At 68.5% G+C, this 17,502-nt stretch carries 19 protein-coding genes and 3 pseudogenes; 9 read left to right on the plus strand and 13 right to left on the minus strand.

Going from position 1 to position 17,502, the window contains the following annotated elements:
- The 5 genes and pseudogenes from APM_RS13875 to ectA all read right to left on the minus strand — a co-directional run.
- Nucleotides 1-460: pseudogene (locus APM_RS13875) on the minus strand (aspartate kinase); the annotation flags it as partial.
- Nucleotides 457-1,377 carry an ectoine hydroxylase gene (gene thpD, locus APM_RS13880; protein ID WP_007423996.1) on the minus strand — a complete coding sequence of 307 codons (921 nt, stop codon included), beginning with the start codon at nt 1,375-1,377 and terminating at the stop codon, nt 457-459. The gene thpD and the pseudogene APM_RS13875, both read right to left, overlap by 4 nt.
- Nucleotides 1,378-1,417: 40 nt before the next feature.
- Nucleotides 1,418-1,816 carry an ectoine synthase gene (locus tag APM_RS13885; RefSeq protein WP_007423997.1) on the minus strand — a complete coding sequence of 133 codons (399 nt, stop codon included), beginning with the start codon at nt 1,814-1,816 and terminating at the stop codon, nt 1,418-1,420.
- A 31-nt stretch (nt 1,817-1,847) separates the two neighbouring features.
- On the minus strand, nt 1,848-3,152 hold the full coding sequence (gene ectB / locus APM_RS13890; RefSeq protein ID WP_007423998.1) for a diaminobutyrate--2-oxoglutarate transaminase: 1,305 nt from the start codon (nt 3,150-3,152) through the stop codon (nt 1,848-1,850).
- Nucleotides 3,149-3,658: a diaminobutyrate acetyltransferase gene (ectA, locus tag APM_RS13895; RefSeq protein WP_007423999.1), complete on the minus strand. Its 510-nt coding sequence runs from the start codon at nt 3,656-3,658 to the stop codon at nt 3,149-3,151. Before ectA ends, ectB begins: the two co-directional genes overlap by 4 nt.
- Before the next feature lie 246 nt (nt 3,659-3,904).
- On the opposite strand from ectA, the gene APM_RS13900 reads away from it, so the two are divergent.
- From APM_RS13900 to APM_RS13910, 3 genes are all read left to right on the plus strand, one after another.
- A complete protein-coding gene (locus APM_RS13900; protein ID WP_007424000.1) occupies nt 3,905-4,453 on the plus strand; it encodes a MarR family winged helix-turn-helix transcriptional regulator in 549 nt (182 codons plus the stop codon).
- A 119-nt stretch (nt 4,454-4,572) separates the two neighbouring features.
- Nucleotides 4,573-5,058 carry a (2Fe-2S)-binding protein gene (locus tag APM_RS13905; protein ID WP_007424001.1) on the plus strand — a complete coding sequence of 162 codons (486 nt, stop codon included), beginning with the start codon at nt 4,573-4,575 and terminating at the stop codon, nt 5,056-5,058.
- Nucleotides 5,055-7,337, plus strand: coding sequence for a molybdopterin cofactor-binding domain-containing protein (locus APM_RS13910; protein WP_007424002.1), 2,283 nt, complete (start codon nt 5,055-5,057; stop codon nt 7,335-7,337). The genes APM_RS13905 and APM_RS13910 overlap by 4 nt, the downstream gene beginning before the upstream one ends.
- A gap of 33 nt (nt 7,338-7,370) precedes the next feature.
- Here the strand turns inward: APM_RS13910 and pcaC are convergent, their stop codons facing one another.
- Nucleotides 7,371-7,778, minus strand: coding sequence for a 4-carboxymuconolactone decarboxylase (gene pcaC, locus APM_RS23120; protein WP_371259410.1), 408 nt, complete (start codon nt 7,776-7,778; stop codon nt 7,371-7,373).
- Between the two features lie 21 nt (nt 7,779-7,799).
- A pseudogene (locus APM_RS23125) lies at nt 7,800-8,579 on the minus strand (alpha/beta fold hydrolase); the annotation flags it as partial.
- 149 nt (nt 8,580-8,728) lie between these two features.
- Here APM_RS23125 and APM_RS13920 point away from each other — a divergent pair.
- The 4 genes from APM_RS13920 to APM_RS13935 are packed head-to-tail and all read left to right on the plus strand — an operon-like array spanning nt 8,729 to nt 12,851.
- Nucleotides 8,729-10,057 carry an extracellular solute-binding protein gene (locus APM_RS13920; protein WP_007424004.1) on the plus strand — a complete coding sequence of 443 codons (1,329 nt, stop codon included), beginning with the start codon at nt 8,729-8,731 and terminating at the stop codon, nt 10,055-10,057.
- A gap of 12 nt (nt 10,058-10,069) precedes the next feature.
- Nucleotides 10,070-10,948 (plus strand): ABC transporter permease subunit, encoded by an 879-nt coding sequence (locus APM_RS13925; RefSeq protein ID WP_007424005.1) that lies wholly within the window; start codon nt 10,070-10,072, stop codon nt 10,946-10,948.
- Nucleotides 10,945-11,781: a sn-glycerol-3-phosphate ABC transporter permease UgpE gene (ugpE, locus tag APM_RS13930; protein ID WP_007424006.1), complete on the plus strand. Its 837-nt coding sequence runs from the start codon at nt 10,945-10,947 to the stop codon at nt 11,779-11,781. Before APM_RS13925 ends, ugpE begins: the two co-directional genes overlap by 4 nt.
- Nucleotides 11,781-12,851 carry an ABC transporter ATP-binding protein gene (locus APM_RS13935; protein ID WP_007424007.1) on the plus strand — a complete coding sequence of 357 codons (1,071 nt, stop codon included), beginning with the start codon at nt 11,781-11,783 and terminating at the stop codon, nt 12,849-12,851. The genes ugpE and APM_RS13935 overlap by 1 nt, the downstream gene beginning before the upstream one ends.
- A 4-nt stretch (nt 12,852-12,855) precedes the next feature.
- On the opposite strand, the gene APM_RS13940 is transcribed toward APM_RS13935, so the two are convergent.
- The 4 genes from APM_RS13940 to APM_RS13955 form a co-directional block, all read right to left on the minus strand.
- The gene (locus tag APM_RS13940; RefSeq protein ID WP_007424008.1) at nt 12,856-13,446 is read right to left on the minus strand and encodes a peroxidase-related enzyme; all 591 of its coding nucleotides are present in this window, start codon (nt 13,444-13,446) and stop codon (nt 12,856-12,858) included.
- A gap of 84 nt (nt 13,447-13,530) precedes the next feature.
- Nucleotides 13,531-14,400: a LysR family transcriptional regulator gene (locus APM_RS13945; RefSeq protein WP_007424009.1), complete on the minus strand. Its 870-nt coding sequence runs from the start codon at nt 14,398-14,400 to the stop codon at nt 13,531-13,533.
- A gap of 5 nt (nt 14,401-14,405) precedes the next feature.
- Nucleotides 14,406-15,062 carry a peroxiredoxin-like family protein gene (locus tag APM_RS13950; protein WP_007424010.1) on the minus strand — a complete coding sequence of 219 codons (657 nt, stop codon included), beginning with the start codon at nt 15,060-15,062 and terminating at the stop codon, nt 14,406-14,408.
- A gap of 135 nt (nt 15,063-15,197) precedes the next feature.
- Nucleotides 15,198-15,440, minus strand: a complete 243-nt coding sequence (locus tag APM_RS13955) for a hypothetical protein (RefSeq protein ID WP_007424011.1) — start codon at nt 15,438-15,440, stop codon at nt 15,198-15,200.
- 194 nt (nt 15,441-15,634) lie between these two features.
- Between APM_RS13955 and APM_RS13960 the strand changes: the two genes are divergently transcribed.
- On the plus strand, nt 15,635-16,267 hold the full coding sequence (locus APM_RS13960) for a cytochrome b/b6 domain-containing protein (protein WP_012040469.1): 633 nt from the start codon (nt 15,635-15,637) through the stop codon (nt 16,265-16,267).
- Nucleotides 16,268-16,272: 5 nt separating this feature from the next.
- Entirely contained in the window at nt 16,273-16,992 is a 720-nt protein-coding gene (locus APM_RS13965) for a molybdopterin-dependent oxidoreductase (RefSeq protein ID WP_007424013.1), read from the plus strand.
- Here the strand turns inward: APM_RS13965 and APM_RS13970 are convergent.
- Nucleotides 16,968-17,318, minus strand: a complete 351-nt coding sequence (locus APM_RS13970) for a chaperone modulator CbpM (RefSeq protein WP_007424014.1) — start codon at nt 17,316-17,318, stop codon at nt 16,968-16,970. The genes APM_RS13965 and APM_RS13970 overlap by 25 nt on opposite strands.
- Nucleotides 17,315-17,502 (minus strand): annotated as a pseudogene (locus APM_RS13975) (J domain-containing protein); the annotation flags it as partial. The gene APM_RS13970 and the pseudogene APM_RS13975, both read right to left, overlap by 4 nt.

Here is a 17,502-nt window from a genome sequence, read left to right on the forward strand (position 1 = left end):
CCTCGCCGAGCCCGGCGAGCAGCTCGCGCAGGGTGGCGAGCGGTTCGTCGAGCCGGAAATGGCCGTGGCCGCGCAGGCGGTCGAGATCGTCGAGGCAGGCGCGGGTCTCGCCGATCCGGGCGGCGACGAAGTCATCCGCCACGGCGCGCTCGGGCGACGTGCCGAACACCTCCTCGTTGCGGGCGCGCATCGCGGCGGCGACCGCATCGAGCGCGTCGCGCCAGTCGCCCTTCTCGCCATCGGCGGCAAAGCTGGCATAAAGCCCGGGCGGCTTCGCGGCGTCGGTCTTCTTTTTCGGCTCCAGCAGCAGGTCGGTGATCCCGCCATAGGCAGAGACCACGAAGATCCGCCGGTAGAGATCGCGGCCGGCGCGGCCGGCGATCAGCACGTTGCCGACAACCGCGTCCGTCGCCGCGATCGACGTGCCGCCGATCTTCTCGACACTCGGAGCCATACTCATGCTGCGCGCTCGCGCCGCACCAGCGGGCCCTTCACGATGTCGACGGTCGTGAACGCGCGGTCGGCGATGAAGTCCGGCCGCCGCGATTTCGGGCCGAACGGCTCGACCAGGCTGTTCGCCTTCGCGTTGAACACGAAGAACGCGTTCGAGCGCGGGAACGGCGTGATGTTGCCGTTCGAGCCGTGCATCGTGTTGCAGTCGAACAGCACCACGGTGCCGGCCTTGCCCGTCGGCGCAACGATGCCGTGATCGCTGGCGAGCGCGGTCAGCATCTCGCGGTCGGGCACGCCGTATTCCTGCTTCTTCAGCGAGGAGCGGTAATGGTTCTCCGGCGTCTCGCCGACGCAGGTGAGATATTTGCGGTGCGAGCCGGGGATGACCATCAGCGGCCCGTTATTCACGGTATTCTCCGCCAGCAGGATCGACATCGACAACGCGCGCATCCGCGGCATGCCATCCTCGACATGCCAGGTCTCGAAATCGGAGTGCCAGTAGAACTCCTTGCCATCGAAGCCCGGCTTGTAGTTGAGCCGCGACTGATGGATGTAGACGTCGTCATCCAGCAGGAAGCGCGCCACCCCGGCAATCCGCGAATCCGCGGCGAGACGGCCGAGCAATTCGTTCTGCGCGTGGATCGCGAAGATCGAGCGCACCTCGTCGCTGCCGCGCTCGGTGATGATGGTCTCGCGGTCGAGCCCGGCGGGGTTGGCCAGCAGATCCATCGACCCCGACTGCAGCAGCGCGATCTCGGCGGGGTCGAACACGTTCTCCAGCACGAGATAGCCGTTGGTGTCGTAGAACCGCGTCTGCTCGTCGCTCAGCGGCGCGCCGGGCGCCCAGCGCCCATGCACCACCGGATCGTGGCGCGGCAGCAGCGACGGGGTGGGTTCGCGGCGCGACGGATAGAGATCGTCCATTGTCTGTTCTCCCACGTTTCGTTCGTTGCGGACTGGGTCCTCAGGCCGCCTCGCCGACCGGGGCGGGCGGATAGGCGCCGGACGCGTCATGCACCTCCTGCCCGGTGACCGGCGGGTTGAACACGCAGGCGGTGACGATATCGGTCTTCGGGCGCACCACATGGCGGTCGTGCCTGTTGAGCACATAGAGCACGCCCGGCTTCAGCTGGTGCGTCTCGCCGGCGTCGAGATCCTCGATGGTGCCCTCTCCGCTCAGGACGAAGACGGCTTCGTAATGATGCTTGTAGTGCATCCGCAGCTCCTTGCCCGCGTACATCGTGGTGATGTGGAACGAGAAGCCCATGCCGTCGTCGCGCAGCAGCATGCGCACGCTGTCCCAGCCATCGGTGACGACCTTTCGCTCCGAGGCCTGCGCCTCCTTCAGAGTCCGGATGATCATGTTTCTGCTCCTTGCTTCGTGTCGCGGCCCGTCACTCGGCGGCGACGCTGTAGGTGGGCGCGGTGGCCTCGTTCACGGCGCGTTCGAGAATGTCGAGCCCGGCCGCCAGCAGGTCGTCATCGATGGTGAGCGGCGCCAGCACCTTGACGATCTCGCCATCTGCGCCGCTGGTCTCGATCACCAGCCCCTCACGGAAGGCGATGCCGGTGATGCGCTCGGCCATCTCGCCGGTGCCGGCATCGATGCCCTGCATCATGCCACGGCCGCGCGTGCTCATCCCATGCCGTGCTGCGATCGCATCGAGCCGGCGGCCGAGCAGGTCGCCGCGCCGGGCGATGTCGGCGGCGAAGGCGTCATCGCTCCAGAAATGGCGGATCGCCGCGGCGGCGGTGACGAAGGCGTGGTTGTTGCCGCGGAACGTGCCGTTGTGCTCGCCGGGCTTCCACTGGTCGAGTTCCGGGCGGAACAGGGTCAGCGCGAAGGGCGCGCCGATGCCGGAGAGCGATTTCGCGAGGGTGATGATGTCGGGGCGGATGCCCATCTCCTCGAAGCTGAAGAAGCGCCCCGTGCGGCCGCAGCCGGCCTGGATGTCATCCACGATGAGCAGCGCGCCGTGGCGCTTCGCGAGCGCGGCGATCTTGCGCATCCATCCGGCGGAGGCGGCGTTCAGCCCGCCCTCGCCCTGCACCGTCTCGACCAGGAACGCCGCCGGCGCGTCGAGGCCCGAGGAGCCGTCGGCAAGGCGCTGCTCCAGCAGGTCGGCGGTGTTGATCTCCGGGCCGTAATACCCGTCATAAGGCTCGTGGCTGACATGGGCGAGCGGCACGCCGGCGCCGCCGCGCTTGCCCTCGTTGCCGGTGCAGGCGAGGGCGCCGAGCGTCATGCCGTGGAAGCCGTTGGTGAAGGCGATCACGGTCTGCCGGCCGGTCACCTTGCGGGCGAGCTTGAGCGCGGCCTCGACGGCATTGGTTCCGGTCGGGCCGACGAACATGGCGCGATAATCCATGCCCCGCGGCTTCAGGATCACGGTTTCCAGCGCGTCGAGGAACTCGGCCTTGGCGTCGGTATGGAAGTCGAGCCCATGAGCGATGCCGTCGCGGGCGATATAGTCGATCAGCGCCCGTTTCAGCACCGGATGATTGTGGCCGTAATTCAGCGACGAGCAGCCGGCGAGGAAATCCAGGTAGCGGCCGCCGTGGCTGTCATGCAGCCAGGCGCCTTCGGCCCGCGTGAACTGGCGCGGGATCGCGGTGCAGTAGCTCCGCACCCTGGACTCCATGCGCTCGTAGATCGCGGTATCCGGCTTGCGCCGGGAGGGGCGCGGCAGATCGGTCATGAGATGTCCTTTCGTGCTGGTTCGGCGACGGGCTGGGGAAGGCCGATCGTCACCTCGAACTCGGTGTCGTGCAGGCCGGCGAAATGGGCGGCGCGGTCGAAGCGCACCGCCCGGGCGAACGAGCCGCCGCGCCGGCGGGCAAGGCTTTCGAACAGCCGCCACGACGCGGTGTTCGCCTCGGTGATGGTGGTGGTCAGGGCGCGCACGCCGGCCGTGGCGGGACGGTCGAGCAGCGCATCGAGCATCTGCCCGCCGAGGCCGATGCCCCGCGCCGCGGACGAGACCGCGACCTGCCAGACGAAGATGCGCGAGAGGTCTGACGGCGGGCGGTAGCCCGAAATCCAGCCGACCACCGCGCCCTCGCGCTCGGCGAGCACGCAGGTTTCGGCGAAATCGGTGCATTGCAGCAGGTTGCAATAGGCCGAATTGGCATCGAGCGGCGGGCAGTCCGCGATCAGCGCGGTCACCGCCGGACCATCGGCCGCGGTCGGCCGACGCAGCGCCACCGCGCTGCCGCACGGTGCCGCCAGATTGTCGATATGGCCCGGAATTATTTCATCCTCCGAAACAGATTTGTCCCGTGTCGCGCCACCACAGGCAGCGACGTGAAACCAGAGATACGAAAATATTTGAAAATATCAAGTTTTTTGTGAATGTTTTCGCCGAAGCGCCCATAATGTCCATGAAATATCTTTCGATTATTGAAATATATTCCCGTTGCAAACGGCGCCGTTCTGAGGCTCCATGCGGGCATGGACGAAGATCTCACCAGCGCGACGCTGCGGGCCATCCGCCGCATCCTGCGGGCCACCGACCAGGGCAGCCACCGCCTCTACGCGGCGACGGGGCTGACCACCTCGCAATTCCTCGTGCTGCAGGAAATCGACCGCCGGGGCGACGCCACGCCGGGCACCATCGCCACGGCGCTGCAATTCGGCCAGGCGACCATCACCAATATCGCCGACCGCCTCGTTGCCGCCGGGCTGATCACCCGCCGCCGCGGCGAGCGCGACAAGCGCCAGGTGATCCTGGCGGCGACGGATGCGGGCCGCGCCGCGCTCGGGCGCGCGCCGGACCTGTTGCAGGAGCGCTTCCGCGACCGCTTCCAGGGCCTGCCGCTCTGGGAGCGGGCAATGATTCTTGCCGCGCTCGAACGCGTCGGCTCGCTGCTCGACGCCAGCGGAATCGACGCCGCGCCACTGATCGCCGCGGGTGCGATCGACCGCGCCGCCGGCCCTCCGGCGGAGGCCGAACCGGCGCCCCGCCAGGACGCGGCCCCGGCAATCGGGCATCCGTCCTGACTTTTTTCGGTCTCCGCCGGCGCCTGCCGGTGAAACAAGGTGATACAATCCATAGATGAGGGTGCGATATGCGGCGCCGGGTCTCGTCGGGCGCCGCTCCGGTCAACCAAGGAGGGGCCATGACCCGGAAGCTGGAACTCCACGTCAACGGGCAGGTGCATATGGTCGAGGCGGAGCCCGACAGCATGCTGCTCTACGCATTGCGCGACAATCTCGGCCTGCACGGTCCGAAATTCGGCTGCGGGCTTTCGGAATGCGGCGCCTGCACCGTCATCCTGAACGGCAACGCCGTGCATTCCTGCGTAACACCGCTGCAGGCGGCCGTCGGCCAGAAGATCACCACGCTCGAGGGGCTGTCCTCCGACGGCAAGCCGAACAAGTTGCAGCAGGCCTTCATCGACGAACAGGCCGCGCAATGCGGCTACTGCATCAACGGCATGATCATGACCGCGCAGGCCCTGATCGACCGCAAGCCGCACGCCACGCGCGACGAGATCAAGACCGCGCTCGAAGGCAATCTCTGCCGCTGCGGCACGCACATGCGCATCCTGCGCGCGGTCGAGCGCGTCACCACGGGTCATGCCGCCCAGGGAGGCACCCCATGAACGCCGTCAACGGCGTCGGCCGTCGCGTCTTCCTGCAGGGCAGCGGCGGGCTGTTCATCGCCTTCAGCCTGTTCGGCCGCGCCGAGGCCGCCGAGGCGCCGCAGAAGATCGGCACCGTCCATGCCCCGCCGCCGGCAGATCGCCTCTATGCCTGGCTCGCCGTGCACCCGGACAACACGGCAACATTGTTCACCGGCAAGGTCGATGTCGGCACCGGCACCGAGACCGCCCTTGCCCAGATTGCGGCCGAGGAACTCGACTTTCCGGTCGATCGGCTCGGCGTGGTGATGGGCAACACCGCGGAAACGGTCAATCAGGGCCCCAGCTATGGCAGCCGCACCATCCGCTATGCCGGCCCGCAGATCCGCCAGGCCGCCGCCGCCGGCCGTGCCGCGTTGCTCGACCTCGCCGCCCGGCATTTCGGCACGAAGGCCGACGCGCTCACGGTGAAGGACGGCGTGGTGTCGGTGAAGGGCGCGCCCGGCAAGACCGTGACCTATGGCAAGCTCGTCGACGGCAAGCGGCTCGACATGAAGATCGGCGCCAGCGGCACCTCGTTCGGCATGAAGGTGGCACCGCAGGCGAAGCCCAAGAACCCGGCGGACTATACGGTCGTCGGCCGTTCGGTTCCGCGCAAGGACATTCCGGGCAAGATCCTCGCCGACTTCACCTATATCCAGGACGTCCGGGTGCCGGGCATGCTGCATGGCCGCGTGGTGCGCCCCTATGGCGTGCATGCGAAGCTGGAAAGCGTCGACGTCTCCGCGGTGAAGGACATTCCCGGCTTCGTGCAGCTTGTCCGGCGCGACAATTTCCTCGGTGTCGTGTGCGAGACCGAGTGGGGCGCCATCCAGGCCGCGGCGAAGCTCGGCTCGGTGCTGCATCCGAAGGGCCCCGATGCCTACCCGGCGAAATGGTCCAAATGGGACGGCCTGCCGCCGATGGACCGGATCTGGGACGTGGTGCGCGACGCCCCCGGCAAGACCACCATGGTCGCCAACCGCGGCTCGGTCGACAACGCGATGGCAACCGCCGCGAAGACGCTGAAGGCCACCTACCAGACGCCGTTCCAGATGCATGGCTCGATCGGCCCCTCCTGCGCGGTGGCCGATGTGAACAAGGAACGGGCGATCTTCTGGTCCGGCACGCAGATGCCGCACGAGGCGCGGCGCGACATGGCGAAGCTGCTCGGCATGAAGCCCGACCAGATCGAACTGCGCTGGTTCGAGGCTGCCGGGGCCTATGGCCGCAACGGGCTCGAACACGCGGTGGCCGACGCGGCGCTGATGTCGCAGGCGGTGGGCCGGCCGGTCCGCGTGCAGTGGATGCGCTGGGACGAGCACGGCTGGGAGCCCAAGGGGCCGCCAATCGCGCAGGACCTCGAAGCGGCGATCGACGCCAAGGGCAACGTCACCGCCTGGCGCCACCGGATGTGGATTCCGACCTTCCTCGACACCACGCTGATCGCCGCCGAGCTGATCGGCCGCCCGGATCTCGTTGGCTCGGTCGGCCACGGCCTGCCGGCGATCACCTATGCCTACCAGTTCGAGAACGCCGAGGTCTCCTCGCATGGCGATGGCAAGGTCGCGCTGCGCACCGCGTGGCTGCGCTCGCCCGCGCAGTACGAGACGACCTTCGCGATGGAATCCTTCATCGACGAACTCGCCGCCGCCACCGGGCAGGATCCGCTGGACTTCCGCCTCAAGCACCTCAAGGATCCGCGCGCGATCGACGTGCTGAAGGCGGCGGCGAAGCAATATGGCTGGAAGCCCCGCCCCGCGCGCGGCCGATCGCCACAGGGGGGCAAGCCCGTCACCGGGCGCGGCATCGCCTGGGTGAACCGCGACGACAGTCGGGTCGCGACCATCGCCGATGTCACGGTCGATCCGCAGAGCGGGACGATCAGGGTCGAGCGCGTCGTCGTCGCGCATGATTGCGGGCTGGTGGTGAACCCCGACGGAATCCGCAACCAGGTCGAAGGCAACGTGATCCAGTCGATCAGCCGCACGCTGCACGAGGAGGTCACGTTCGACCGCTCGCACGTGACCAGCCGCGACTGGGTGGGCTACCCGATCCTGCGCTTCAGCGAGGTGCCGGACAGCATCGAGGTCGTGATCGTCAACAACGATCCGAAATACCCGATGCACGGGGCTGGCGAGCCCGCTACCTGCCCGACCGCGGCGGTCATCAGCAACGCGGTCTATGACGCGGTGGGCATCCGGCTCCGCGAACTGCCGTTCCGGCCGGACCGGGTGAAGGCGGCACTCGGCCGGGCCTGACCGCCGGCGCTTCCGCGAGGGCGGCGGGGCGGCCTAGCCGTCCTCCTCCTCCTCGCGGAAGATCGCCTTCGCCATGCGGAAGGCGGAATTCGCCGCCGGCACGCCGGCATAGACGGCAACCTGCATCAGCGTCTCGGCGATTTCCTCCCGGGTCGCTCCGGTGTTGCGGGTCGCGCGCAGATGCAGCTTGAACTCCTCCTCGCGCCCGAGTGACGCGGTGATCGCCAGCACCAGCAGCGAGCGCATCGCCCGCGGCAGGCCCGGCCGGGTCCAGACCTTGCCCCAGGCGGTTTCGGTGATGAAGCGCTGGAAGTCGCGGTCGAACTCCGTCGCCCCGTCCAGCGAACGGGCGACATGGGCGGGGCCGAGCACCGCACGGCGCACGCCGAGACCGGCCTCATACGCATCGCCGCCGCCGCGGGCGGCAAGGAAGTCGAGCATCGCGCGGGTAACGTCCGCTGACTTCTCGACGGTGGGAATATGCGCGGCATTCTCGATGACGGCGAAGCGCACATCCGGCGCCCCCGCCTCGACCAGCGCCGTCATCAGCGCCTGCGCGCTGGCCACCGGCGTCGAGACATCGCCATCGCCGACCAGCACCAGGGCCGGCACCTTGAGCCGGCGCGTCGTCGGCCCGAGATCGGCCATCGCGATCGCCATCGCGCAGCCCGCATAGCCATCGATGCTGGTGCCGCGCAGCATCGCGCGCAGGCCGCGCGCCGGCGGCGCGTCGATGAAGCCGGGCGTCACCCAGCGCGCCAGCACCCCGTCCTCGATCGCGCCGATTCCCTGCCCGCGCACGCTCGCCACCCGCTCGCGCCAGGATTCGAGCGAGGGGATCGCCATCGCGGTGTCGCAGAGCATCAGCGCCTCGGTGCGGCCGGGATGCCGCGCCGCGAATTCCTGGGCGATCATCCCGCCGATCGAGATGCCGCCGATGACCGCGGCGCCCACGCCGAGCGCGTCGAGCACCGCGGCGACATCGCCGGCGAGTTGCGCCATGGTGTAATCGCCCGGCGTCGACTCGGTCAGGCCATGGCCGCGCATGTCCGGGCGGATGACCCGGAAGCTCCGCGCGAGCGCCGCGGCCTGGTCGTCCCAGACCCGGTGGTCGGTCCCGAGCGAATGCAGCAGAACCAGCGGCGGCGATCCGTCCCGCCCGTCGATCCTGACATGAACATTGATGTCACCCGCCGTCACGAACATCGCCCGCTCCTTCCCTCGCGCCGTTGCCCGGACCATAGGGCCGGCGCGCGGCTCCCGGCAACCGCGGACGGGGCTTGATCGCCGCCGCGCCACGTGATCTTGTCATCAATGTGTCACGTTACTGTCATCGCCATGACATGCAGGCGCGTTAACTGGCAGCGCCAATTCAAAAAAGGGGACTCTGCATGAAACGCCGCACCCTGATCGCCTCGGCCCCGGCCACGGCGCTGGTCGCCGCAACCGCGCGCGCCGCAGCGCCCACCCGGGTCGTGCTCTGGCACGCCATGGGTGGCGCGCTCGGCGACAAGCTGCAGTCGATCGTCGACGCCTTCAACAAGAGCCAGGCGGATTTCGCCGTCGACGCAGTCTACAAGGGCTCCTACCCGCAGGTTCTGACGGCCACCATCGCCGCCTGGCGCGCCGGCAAGGCGCCCTCGATCGCCCAGGTGTTCGATGTCGGCACCGCCGACATGCTCGGCGCCGGCCGCGCCGTGGTCGATGTCTACAAGCTCGCGGAGATGACGGGCGTGCCGATCGAGGCATCCACCTATATCCCTGCGGTGCGCGGCTACTACAGCCTCAACGACGGCAAGATGGGCGCTGCCCCGTTCAACTCCTCGACCGCGCTGATGTGGATCAACGAGGACGCCTTCGAGAAGGCCGGACTCGACCCCAAGGCCCCGCTCGCGACCTGGGACGACGTGATCAAGGCCGCCCGCGCGGTCAAGGCGAAGGGTGCCGCTGAAATCCCGGTGATGACCTCATGGCCGACCTGGGTGCATTTCGAGCAATTCGCCGCCATCCACAATGTCGAATACGCCACGCTGAATGACGGTTTCGGCGGCCCGAACCCGAAACTGCGGCTCGACTCGCATCCCTTCGTGCGCAATCTCGACACGCTGCTGACGATGCAGAAGGAAGGCTTGTTCCACTACGAGGGCCGCGACGGCAAGCCGAGCCCGATCTTCTATGCCGGCAAGGCGGCGATCACCTTCGACAGCTCCTCGATCTACGGCCAGCTGGTGAAGAGCGCGAAGTTCCGCTTCGCCAACGCCTACCTCCCCTACCATCCCTCGATCATCAAGAGCCCGATCAACTCGATCATCGGCGGCGCCGCCTTCTGGGCGATGACCGCGCCGGGCCGTGGCAAGGCGGAATACGAGGCCGTGGCGCGCTTCTTCAAGTTCATCTCCGAACCGCAGAACGATGCCGGCTGGGCCGAGGCCACCGGCTATGTGCCGGTAACGCTGGCGGGGAACGACTACATCGCCAAGCAGGGCTTTTACGCAAAGCAGCCGGGCGGCGACCTCGCGGTCAAGCAGCTCACCCGCACGGAGCCGACGAAGTATTCGCGCGGCATCCGCCTGGGCGGCATGCCGGAAGTCCGCGTGATCATCGAGGAAGAGTGGGAAAGCGCGATCCAGAACGGCACGCCGGCCCACAAGGCGCTGGCGCGCGCCCAGCAGCGCAGCCAGGCGGTGGTCGACCGCTTCGCCCGCGCCCTGCACGGCTGACCAGCCGGCGCGATGGAGAGACGCACCCTCTTCGGCGGCCGGCTGCTGCCGGCCGTCCTGGTGGCCCCGCAGCTCGCCATCACGATCCTGTTCTTCCTGCTTCCCGCCTGGCGCGCTTTCTCCGAAAGCGTCCAGGCGACGGACGCCTTCGGGCTGAACACCACCTTCGTCGGCCTCGCCAATTTCCGCGCGCTGCTGGACTCGCCGGTCTATCAGGCGGCGCTGCTGCGCACCGTCGCCTTCTGTGCCGCGGTCACCGTGCTGTCGATGGCGGGCGGCCTCGTCCTCGCCTGCTTCGCCAACCGCGGCATACGCGGCCAGTCGGTCTATCGCGTCCTGCTGATCTGGCCCTACGCGATCGCGCCGGCGCTGGCCTCGGTGATCTTCGTCTTCCTGCTCCAGCCGCAGATCGGGCTGCTCTCCAACGGCCTTGCCCGGCTCGGCATCGATTTCAACTACGCCACCAACGGCAACGACGCGTTCGGCCTGATCGTGCTGATCGCCGCCTGGAAGCAGGTGAGCTACAATTTCATCTTCTACCTTGCGGGTCTGCAATCGGTGCCCGCCTCGGTGATCGAGGCGGCGACGCTCGACGGCGCGCGGGGCTTCTACCGGTTCCGCACCGTGATCTGGCCGCTGCTCGCCCCCACCACCTTCTTCCTGCTGGTGATCAACACCGTCTACGCCGCCTTCGACGCCTTCGCGCTGATCTTCGCGCTCACCGGCGGCGGCCCGGGCAGCTCGACGACGACGCTGGTGGTCAAGGTCTATCGCGACGGGGTGATCAATCTCGATCTCGGCGGCTCGGCCGCGCAATCGGTCATCCTGATGGCGCTGATCGTGGTCCTCACCACGATCCAGTTCCGCTATACCGGCAAGCGCGCGACATGAACCGCAAGCCCGACTACCTTGCCCACGCCGTGCTCATCCTCGGCGTGCTGATCTTCATCTTCCCGATCTGGGTCGCCTTTTCCGGCGCCACCCAGTCGGCCGGGGCGATCAACCGCGGCGACCTGTCGCTGATCCCGCGCCTCTCGGGCCTGCCCGTGTTCATAAATGCGCTCGGCTTCGGCAACACGGCGAAGGGTGGCGTGCCGATCTGGCACATGATGATGGTCAGCGCGCTGATGGCGCTCGGCATCGCCCTCGGCAAGATCGCGATCTCCTCGATCTCGGCCTTCGCCATCGCCTTCTTCCGCTTTCCCTTCCGCATGGTCGCCTTCTGGCTGATCTTCATCACGCTGATGCTGCCGGTCGAGGTGCGGATCATCCCGACCTATTCGGTGATGTCGGACTTCCACCTGATCAACACCTTCACCGGCCTGACCATGCCGCTGATCGCCTCGGCGACGGCGACGCTGCTGTTCCGCCAGGTCTTCCTCGCGGTGCCGGACGAACTGGTCGAGGCGGCGAAGCTCGATGGCGCCGGGCCGATGCGCTTCTTCTTCGACATCCTGCTGCCGGTCTCCGGCGCCAATCTCGCCGCCCTGTTCGTGATCCTGTTCGTCTATGGCTGGAACCAGTATCTCTGGCCGCTGCTGGTCGCGACCAACGGGCGGCTCGACACGATCGTGCTCGGCATCGTGCAGATGATCACCTCGGACCAGCTCACGCCCTGGAACCTCGTCATGGCGGCGACCATCCTCGCCATCGTGCCGCCGGTCTTCGTCGTGGTGGCGATGCAGCGCTGGTTCGTCGCCGGCCTCACCGAAACGGACAAGTAATGGCAACGCTGGAACTGCAGGGACTGACCAAGAGCTTCGGCCGGACGACCGTGCTGCACGGCATCGACCTGCGCCTCGCCGATGGCGAGATGCTGGTCATCGTCGGCGCCTCGGGCTGCGGCAAGTCGACCCTGCTGCGCCTCGTCGCGGGGCTGGAGGCGCCGAGCAGCGGCCGCATCCTGCTCGATGGGCGCGACATCACCGATGTCGATCCCTCCAAGCGCGACATCGCGATGGTGTTCCAGAACTACGCGCTCTATCCGCACATGAGCGTGTTCGACAACATGGCCTACGGGCTTAAGCTGAAGGGCATGGCGAAGGCCGAGATCGCCCGCCGGGTGGAGGATGCCGCCGACACGCTGGGGCTTTCGGAACTGCTCGGGCGCAAGCCGCGCGCGCTCTCCGGCGGCCAGCGCCAGCGCGTCGCCATGGGGCGCGCCATCGTGCGCGAGCCGAAGCTGTTCCTGTTCGACGAGCCGCTCTCCAATCTCGACGCCCGGCTGCGGGTGCAGGTGCGCGCTGATATCCGCAAGCTGCAGAAGCGCCTCAACGTCACCAGCCTCTACGTCACCCACGACCAGATCGAGGCGATGACGCTCGCCGACCGGCTGATCGTCATGCACCAGGGCCGCGCTGCGCAGATCGCCCCGCCGGTCGAGGTCTTCGCCCATCCGGCCGATACCTATGTCGCCGGTTTCATCGGCGAGCCGGCGATGAATTTCTGCGCCGCCCGCCTCGGGCCCGAGGGCCGCAGCGCGCGGCTCGATGCCGGGCCGGAGATCGCGCTGCCCGCCGGCTCATGGGGGCGCGAGGGCGCGGGGGTGACGATCGGCATCCGCCCACAGCACGTGACCCTCTCCACATCGGCCGATGCCCTGCGCGTCGCGATCGACCTGGTCGAGCCGCTCGGCTCGGAGACCCTGCTGCACGGCCATCTCGGCAATGGCGAAACCTTCGCGATCCGCGTCAGCGGGCCGGCGCCCGGCGCCGCCGAACTCGGCGCCGAACTGCCCGCCGAACAGCTCCATGTTTTTGACGGCGGGTCCGGCCGGCGCCTCGCGCCCGGCTGACCGTTCAGGCTTTCGGTAGCCGCCCCATCGCGAAGAATTCCGTATTGGGCTGCATCCCGGCCATGTTGGCGAGCCGGTTCGACATCGCGAAGAACGCCGCGATCGCGCCGATATCCCAGATCTCGTCGGCGTCGAACCCCTGTTCGTAGAGTGCCGCGTGATCGTCCGGCCCGACCGTGTCCGAGGCGGTCGCGACCTTCATCGCGTAATCGATCATCGCGCGCTGGCGCGGGGTCAGCCGCGCCTTGCCCGGATTGACCGCCAGCCGGTCGGCGATTTCCGGATCCTTCGCATAGATCCGCAGGATCGCCCCGTGCGCCACCACGCAATAGAGGCAGTGATTGGCACCCGAGGTCGCAACCACGATCATCTCGCGCTCCGCCTTGCTCAGCCCGGCCGGACGGAGCATCAGCGCGTCGTGATAGGCGAAGAAGGCGCGGAACTCGTCGGGCCGGTGCGCGAGGGCGAGGAACACGTTCGGAACGAAGCCCGCCTTTTCCTGCACGGCGAGGATCTTCTCGCGGATGTCCGCGGGAAGCGCGCCGAGGTCGGGCACCGGAAACCGGCTGATCGCGTCATGCCGCTTGTCGTTCATTGCCACAGCGCCCCTCTCCGGCCTCGTTTCGTGCCACCGCACATTCGGCGCGCGGGGTGGGAAAATCAACCTTGCCGCGGCGGCTCAGAGGCCCCGACCGGCGCGGCAGAGCTTGATGAACCCGGCGACCGCCGGGCCCTGCGGCCGGCCGGCGATCGCGGCGAGGCGCACCTCGCGGCTCAGCGGCGGCTCGGCGAGGCGGCAGGTCACCAGCGGCGAGGGCACCGCCATCCGTTCCGAAAGAAGGGCGATGCCAAGTCCCGCGGCGACGAGATCCAGCATGTGCCCGGTGCCGCCATCGCATCGGCGCAAACGGAACGCCCCGTCGCAGGCCGCGTACAGCGCCTGGGCGAAGCCGCCGCAGCGCTCGCCGTGCAGCAGCACCTCGCCGTTCAGGTCGGCGGCGGTGACGCTTGCGGCATTCGCCAGCCGGTGCTGCGGCGGCATGACCGCGACAGCCCCCTCCTCATAGAGTTTCCAGTGGTTGAAGCGTTCCGGCAGGGCGCAGTCGGCGGGCAGCACCGCGCAGTCGAGCATGTCGGAGAGCATCGATTCGACCAGCATCGCCGCGGCCGCTTCCTCGAAGCGGACCATCAGGTCGGGCATCAGCGTCGCGATCTCGCGCACCGCACCGGCGATCGCCGAGGCGCCGACGCCGGGGCCGAGGCCGATCTTCAGACTCGCCATCGGCTGCCGCCGCCGTGCCTCGGCCAGCGCCGCGGCATTGTCGGCCGCGGCCAGCATCGCATCGAGATGCGGCAGCATGGCCCGGCCGAGTTCGGTCAGTTGCGTCAGGTTGCGCTCGCGATAGACGAGCGGGCCGCCCAGCTCGTCCTCCAGCCGCTGGATCGCGCGCGTCAGCGCCGGCTGGCTGACATTGCAGGCCTCGGCGGCGCGCGTGAAGTTCAGCAGCCGGCTCAGCGCGACGAAATAGCGCACCTGGGTCAGCTCCATCGCGTCTACTCCCGTTCCGGCGCGGTGAGGCGGCGCAGCGCGGAGAGGATGCGCTCGGGGGCGGCGCGGCGGGTGAAGTCGACATTGACGAAGCGCCAGGCCACGCGGCCATCGGCATCGAGCAGGAACACCGCTGGTATCGGCAGAAATTCCGCGCCGTTGTCATGGCGGTCGGCAAAGTCGATCCCTGCCCGCATCAGCCGCGCCCGGTAGATCGGCGGAATCCTGAACACCACCCCGGCGGCGAGTCCCACCCCGCAATCGACGTCCGACAGCACGTCGAACGTCGCGCCGTGGTTGCGCTTCGCCTCCCGCGCCCAGGGACCGATATCGGGGGTGAGGGCCATGAGCGATGCCCCCGCGGCCTCGATCTCCGGCAGGGCGCCCACCAGCGCATCGAGCATCAGCCGGCAAAACGGGCACCATTCGCCGCGAAAGAACTGCACGAGGACCGGCCCCCGCGCGAGGCGGCTGGCGAGCGAGACGAGCCGCCCCTCGGTATCCGGCAGCACGAAATCCGGAAACGTTGCCTCCTCCGGCAGAACGCTGGGCAGGAAGCCGTTGGTGCTGAGTGTGGTGAAGACTTCCTCGTAAGCGAGGCGCACCGCCTCGTCGGCGGTGCGGCGGTCGCGTTCTGCCTGGAGTTGTTCATCTAGGCCCATGGCCGGTTCGGTCTCCGTCACCTGCAGAGTGTAGCAAAGCCGCCATCCCGATCAATTCCCGGCCAGAGCCGGGACGACCGGGCGGCGGCTGCGATGCGTCGGGGCATCGTCCGATCCGACAGGATCGGGCGCGTCCTACGAGGCGGAGTGACCCATTGCGCTGTGACCCATCTTGTCGTGCCCCATCTTGTCGTGACCCATCGCGTTGTGACCCATGGCGGTGCCGTGGCCCATCGCATTGTGGCCCATGGCGGTGGTGTGGCCCATCGCGCTCTGGTGGCTCATCGTGTCATGCCCCATCGCGCTGGTGGTCTGCGCCTGGGCGACGCCGGCGACGAGGCCGAGGGCAAGGGCGGTCGTGGCGAGAATGCGGATCATGGTGGTCTCCTCTGTCTGGGGGGCGGCGCCCCGGTCTGGTTTCTCGCGGACCGGTCATCGTCGTCCGCCCCGCAAACATGACCGGCCCGGCGCGGCCGATCCAATGCCGTTTGGTCATCGTTTCGATACCTCGACCCGGGCACGGCGGCGGGCGCATCACGGCGTCATCGCAACAACAGGCGAGGAAACCGACAATGCGCCGACACCGCCCCATCCACCCCCTGCCGCTACGCGTCATGCACTGGCTGAACGCGGTCGCCATCATCACGCTGATCGGCAGCGGCTGGGAGATCTACGATGCCTCTCCCTTCCTGCCCTTCACCTTCCCGCAATGGGCGACGATCGGGCAATGGCTGGGCGGGGCGATCGCCTGGCATCTCGCCGCGATCTGGCTGCTGATGCTCAACGGGCTCGCCTATCTCGCCTGGGGCACGGCGAGCGGCCATTTCCGCCGCAAGCTCCTGCCGGTGACGCCCCGCGCCGTGCTGCGCGACATCTGGGCCGCGCTGCGCCTGCGCCTGCCGCACGAGGTCGGCGTCTACAACGCGGTGCAGCGGCTGCTCTATCTCGGCGTCATCGCCCTCGGCATTCTCGCCGTGCTGTCGGGGCTGGCGGTCTGGAAGCCGGTGCAGCTCTGGTATCTCTCCGATCTGTTCGGCGGATTCTTCGATTCCCGCATCGTCCACTTCATCGCGATGGCCGGGATCTCCGCCTTCCTGATCGTCCACGTCCTGCTGGTCGCCCTGGTGCCGCGCGTCCTGCCCGCGATGATCACCGGCGGCCGCCTGCCCGATCCCCTCCCCAAGATGACCGAAGCCGCGGAGTAAGATCCATGAACACGCGCCTCAACCGCCGCGCCCTGCTCGGCCGCAGCCTCGCCTTCGGCGCCGCCGCCAGCCTCACCGGCTGCGACTACGACAACCTCAAACACCCCGACCTCGCCGACCGCGCGCTCACCGCGATGTCCCGCTGGAACGACGAGGTGCAGGCCGCTCTGTTCGATCCGCACACGCTGGCGCCGACCTTCCCGGCCTCCGCCATCACCCGGCCGCCGCGCTTCAACGCCTTCTACGGCATCGACCAGGCGCCCCGCGTCGATCTCACCACCTGGCGCCTCGGCCTCACCGGCCGCATCGGCGACAAGCGGCCCTGGCGCCTCGCGGAGCTGCGCGCCCTGCCGCAGGAAAGCCAGATCACCCGCCTCGTCTGCGTCGAGGGCTGGCGGGTGGTCGGCCAGTGGGGCGGCGTGCCGCTCGGCCATTTCCTGCGGCGGGTCAATGCCGACCTGAAGGCGCGCTATGTCTCGTTCCACTGCGCCGACGGGTATTACGAGAGCATCGACATGGCCTCCGCCCTGCACCCGCAGACGATCCTCGCGCTCGACTTTCTCGGCGCGCCGCTCACCGCCCCGTTCGGCGCCCCGGTGCGGCTGCGGATTCCGACAAAACTCGGCTACAAGAACCCGAAATCGATCGTCGCACTCGGCGTCACCAACACCTTCCCCAGCGGCTACTGGGTGCGGCAGGGCTATAACTGGTTCGGCGGCTCCTGAGCGGCGGCGATGTGTTCGAGCACCACGCGCCGCGGTTCCTCCGGAGCCGCGGCGATCGCCTCGGCCAGCGCGCGCATCCGCCGGCGGGCGTCGTAAAGCTGGTCGAGCAGCGAGAGCACCACCGGCATCGCCTCCTCGTCCACCCGCAGATCGGCGGCGAGCTCGTGGATCAGCCGCACCCGCGCGATGTCGATGCCATGGAACAGCCAGAGTCCCTCCGCCCGCTCCGGCCGCACCCATTCCAGCGCCACCCAGCGTTCGAGATCCGCCCGGGCCAGCCCCGCCACCTCGGCGATCACGACATCGATCGTCACCCCGTCGCTCATGGCGGCACCTCCGTCTCCGTCATCCCGGCGCGCGGATCGGGCGTCTCCTCCGGCGTCCAGCCGCGCAGGAAGGTTTCCAGCGCCGGGTCAGACTTGCCAATCACAACGCGCAGCGTGGCATAGAGATCGCCCGCGGCGGCGGCGCCATGCGCCGGCACGCCGCGCCCGCGCAGCCGCAGCACCG

The organism is Acidiphilium sp. PM, assembly GCF_000219295.1.
In the GTDB taxonomy this organism is placed as follows: domain Bacteria; phylum Pseudomonadota; class Alphaproteobacteria; order Acetobacterales; family Acetobacteraceae; genus Acidiphilium; species Acidiphilium multivorum.

Coding starts and splice junctions, on each gene's coding strand:
- APM_RS13955 (WP_007424011.1), bottom strand. CDS start 15,440: ATGATCCGCATTCTCGCCACGACCGCCCTTGCCCTCGGCCTCGTCGCC.
- APM_RS13905 (WP_007424001.1), top strand. CDS start 4,573: ATGACCCGGAAGCTGGAACTCCACGTCAACGGGCAGGTGCATATGGTC.
- APM_RS13920 (WP_007424004.1), top strand. CDS start 8,729: ATGAAACGCCGCACCCTGATCGCCTCGGCCCCGGCCACGGCGCTGGTC.
- APM_RS13960 (WP_012040469.1), top strand. CDS start 15,635: ATGCGCCGACACCGCCCCATCCACCCCCTGCCGCTACGCGTCATGCAC.
- pcaC (WP_371259410.1), bottom strand. CDS start 7,778: ATGCTCGACTTCCTTGCCGCCCGCGGCGGCGGCGATGCGTATGAGGCC.
- ugpE (WP_007424006.1), top strand. CDS start 10,945: ATGAACCGCAAGCCCGACTACCTTGCCCACGCCGTGCTCATCCTCGGC.
- APM_RS13900 (WP_007424000.1), top strand. CDS start 3,905: ATGGACGAAGATCTCACCAGCGCGACGCTGCGGGCCATCCGCCGCATC.
- APM_RS13925 (WP_007424005.1), top strand. CDS start 10,070: ATGGAGAGACGCACCCTCTTCGGCGGCCGGCTGCTGCCGGCCGTCCTG.
- APM_RS13910 (WP_007424002.1), top strand. CDS start 5,055: ATGAACGCCGTCAACGGCGTCGGCCGTCGCGTCTTCCTGCAGGGCAGC.
- APM_RS13940 (WP_007424008.1), bottom strand. CDS start 13,446: ATGAACGACAAGCGGCATGACGCGATCAGCCGGTTTCCGGTGCCCGAC.
- APM_RS13945 (WP_007424009.1), bottom strand. CDS start 14,400: ATGGAGCTGACCCAGGTGCGCTATTTCGTCGCGCTGAGCCGGCTGCTG.
- APM_RS13950 (WP_007424010.1), bottom strand. CDS start 15,062: ATGGGCCTAGATGAACAACTCCAGGCAGAACGCGACCGCCGCACCGCC.
- ectB (WP_007423998.1), bottom strand. CDS start 3,152: ATGACCGATCTGCCGCGCCCCTCCCGGCGCAAGCCGGATACCGCGATC.
- APM_RS13935 (WP_007424007.1), top strand. CDS start 11,781: ATGGCAACGCTGGAACTGCAGGGACTGACCAAGAGCTTCGGCCGGACG.
- APM_RS13970 (WP_007424014.1), bottom strand. CDS start 17,318: ATGAGCGACGGGGTGACGATCGATGTCGTGATCGCCGAGGTGGCGGGG.
- APM_RS13885 (WP_007423997.1), bottom strand. CDS start 1,816: ATGATCATCCGGACTCTGAAGGAGGCGCAGGCCTCGGAGCGAAAGGTC.
- APM_RS13965 (WP_007424013.1), top strand. CDS start 16,273: ATGAACACGCGCCTCAACCGCCGCGCCCTGCTCGGCCGCAGCCTCGCC.
- thpD (WP_007423996.1), bottom strand. CDS start 1,377: ATGGACGATCTCTATCCGTCGCGCCGCGAACCCACCCCGTCGCTGCTG.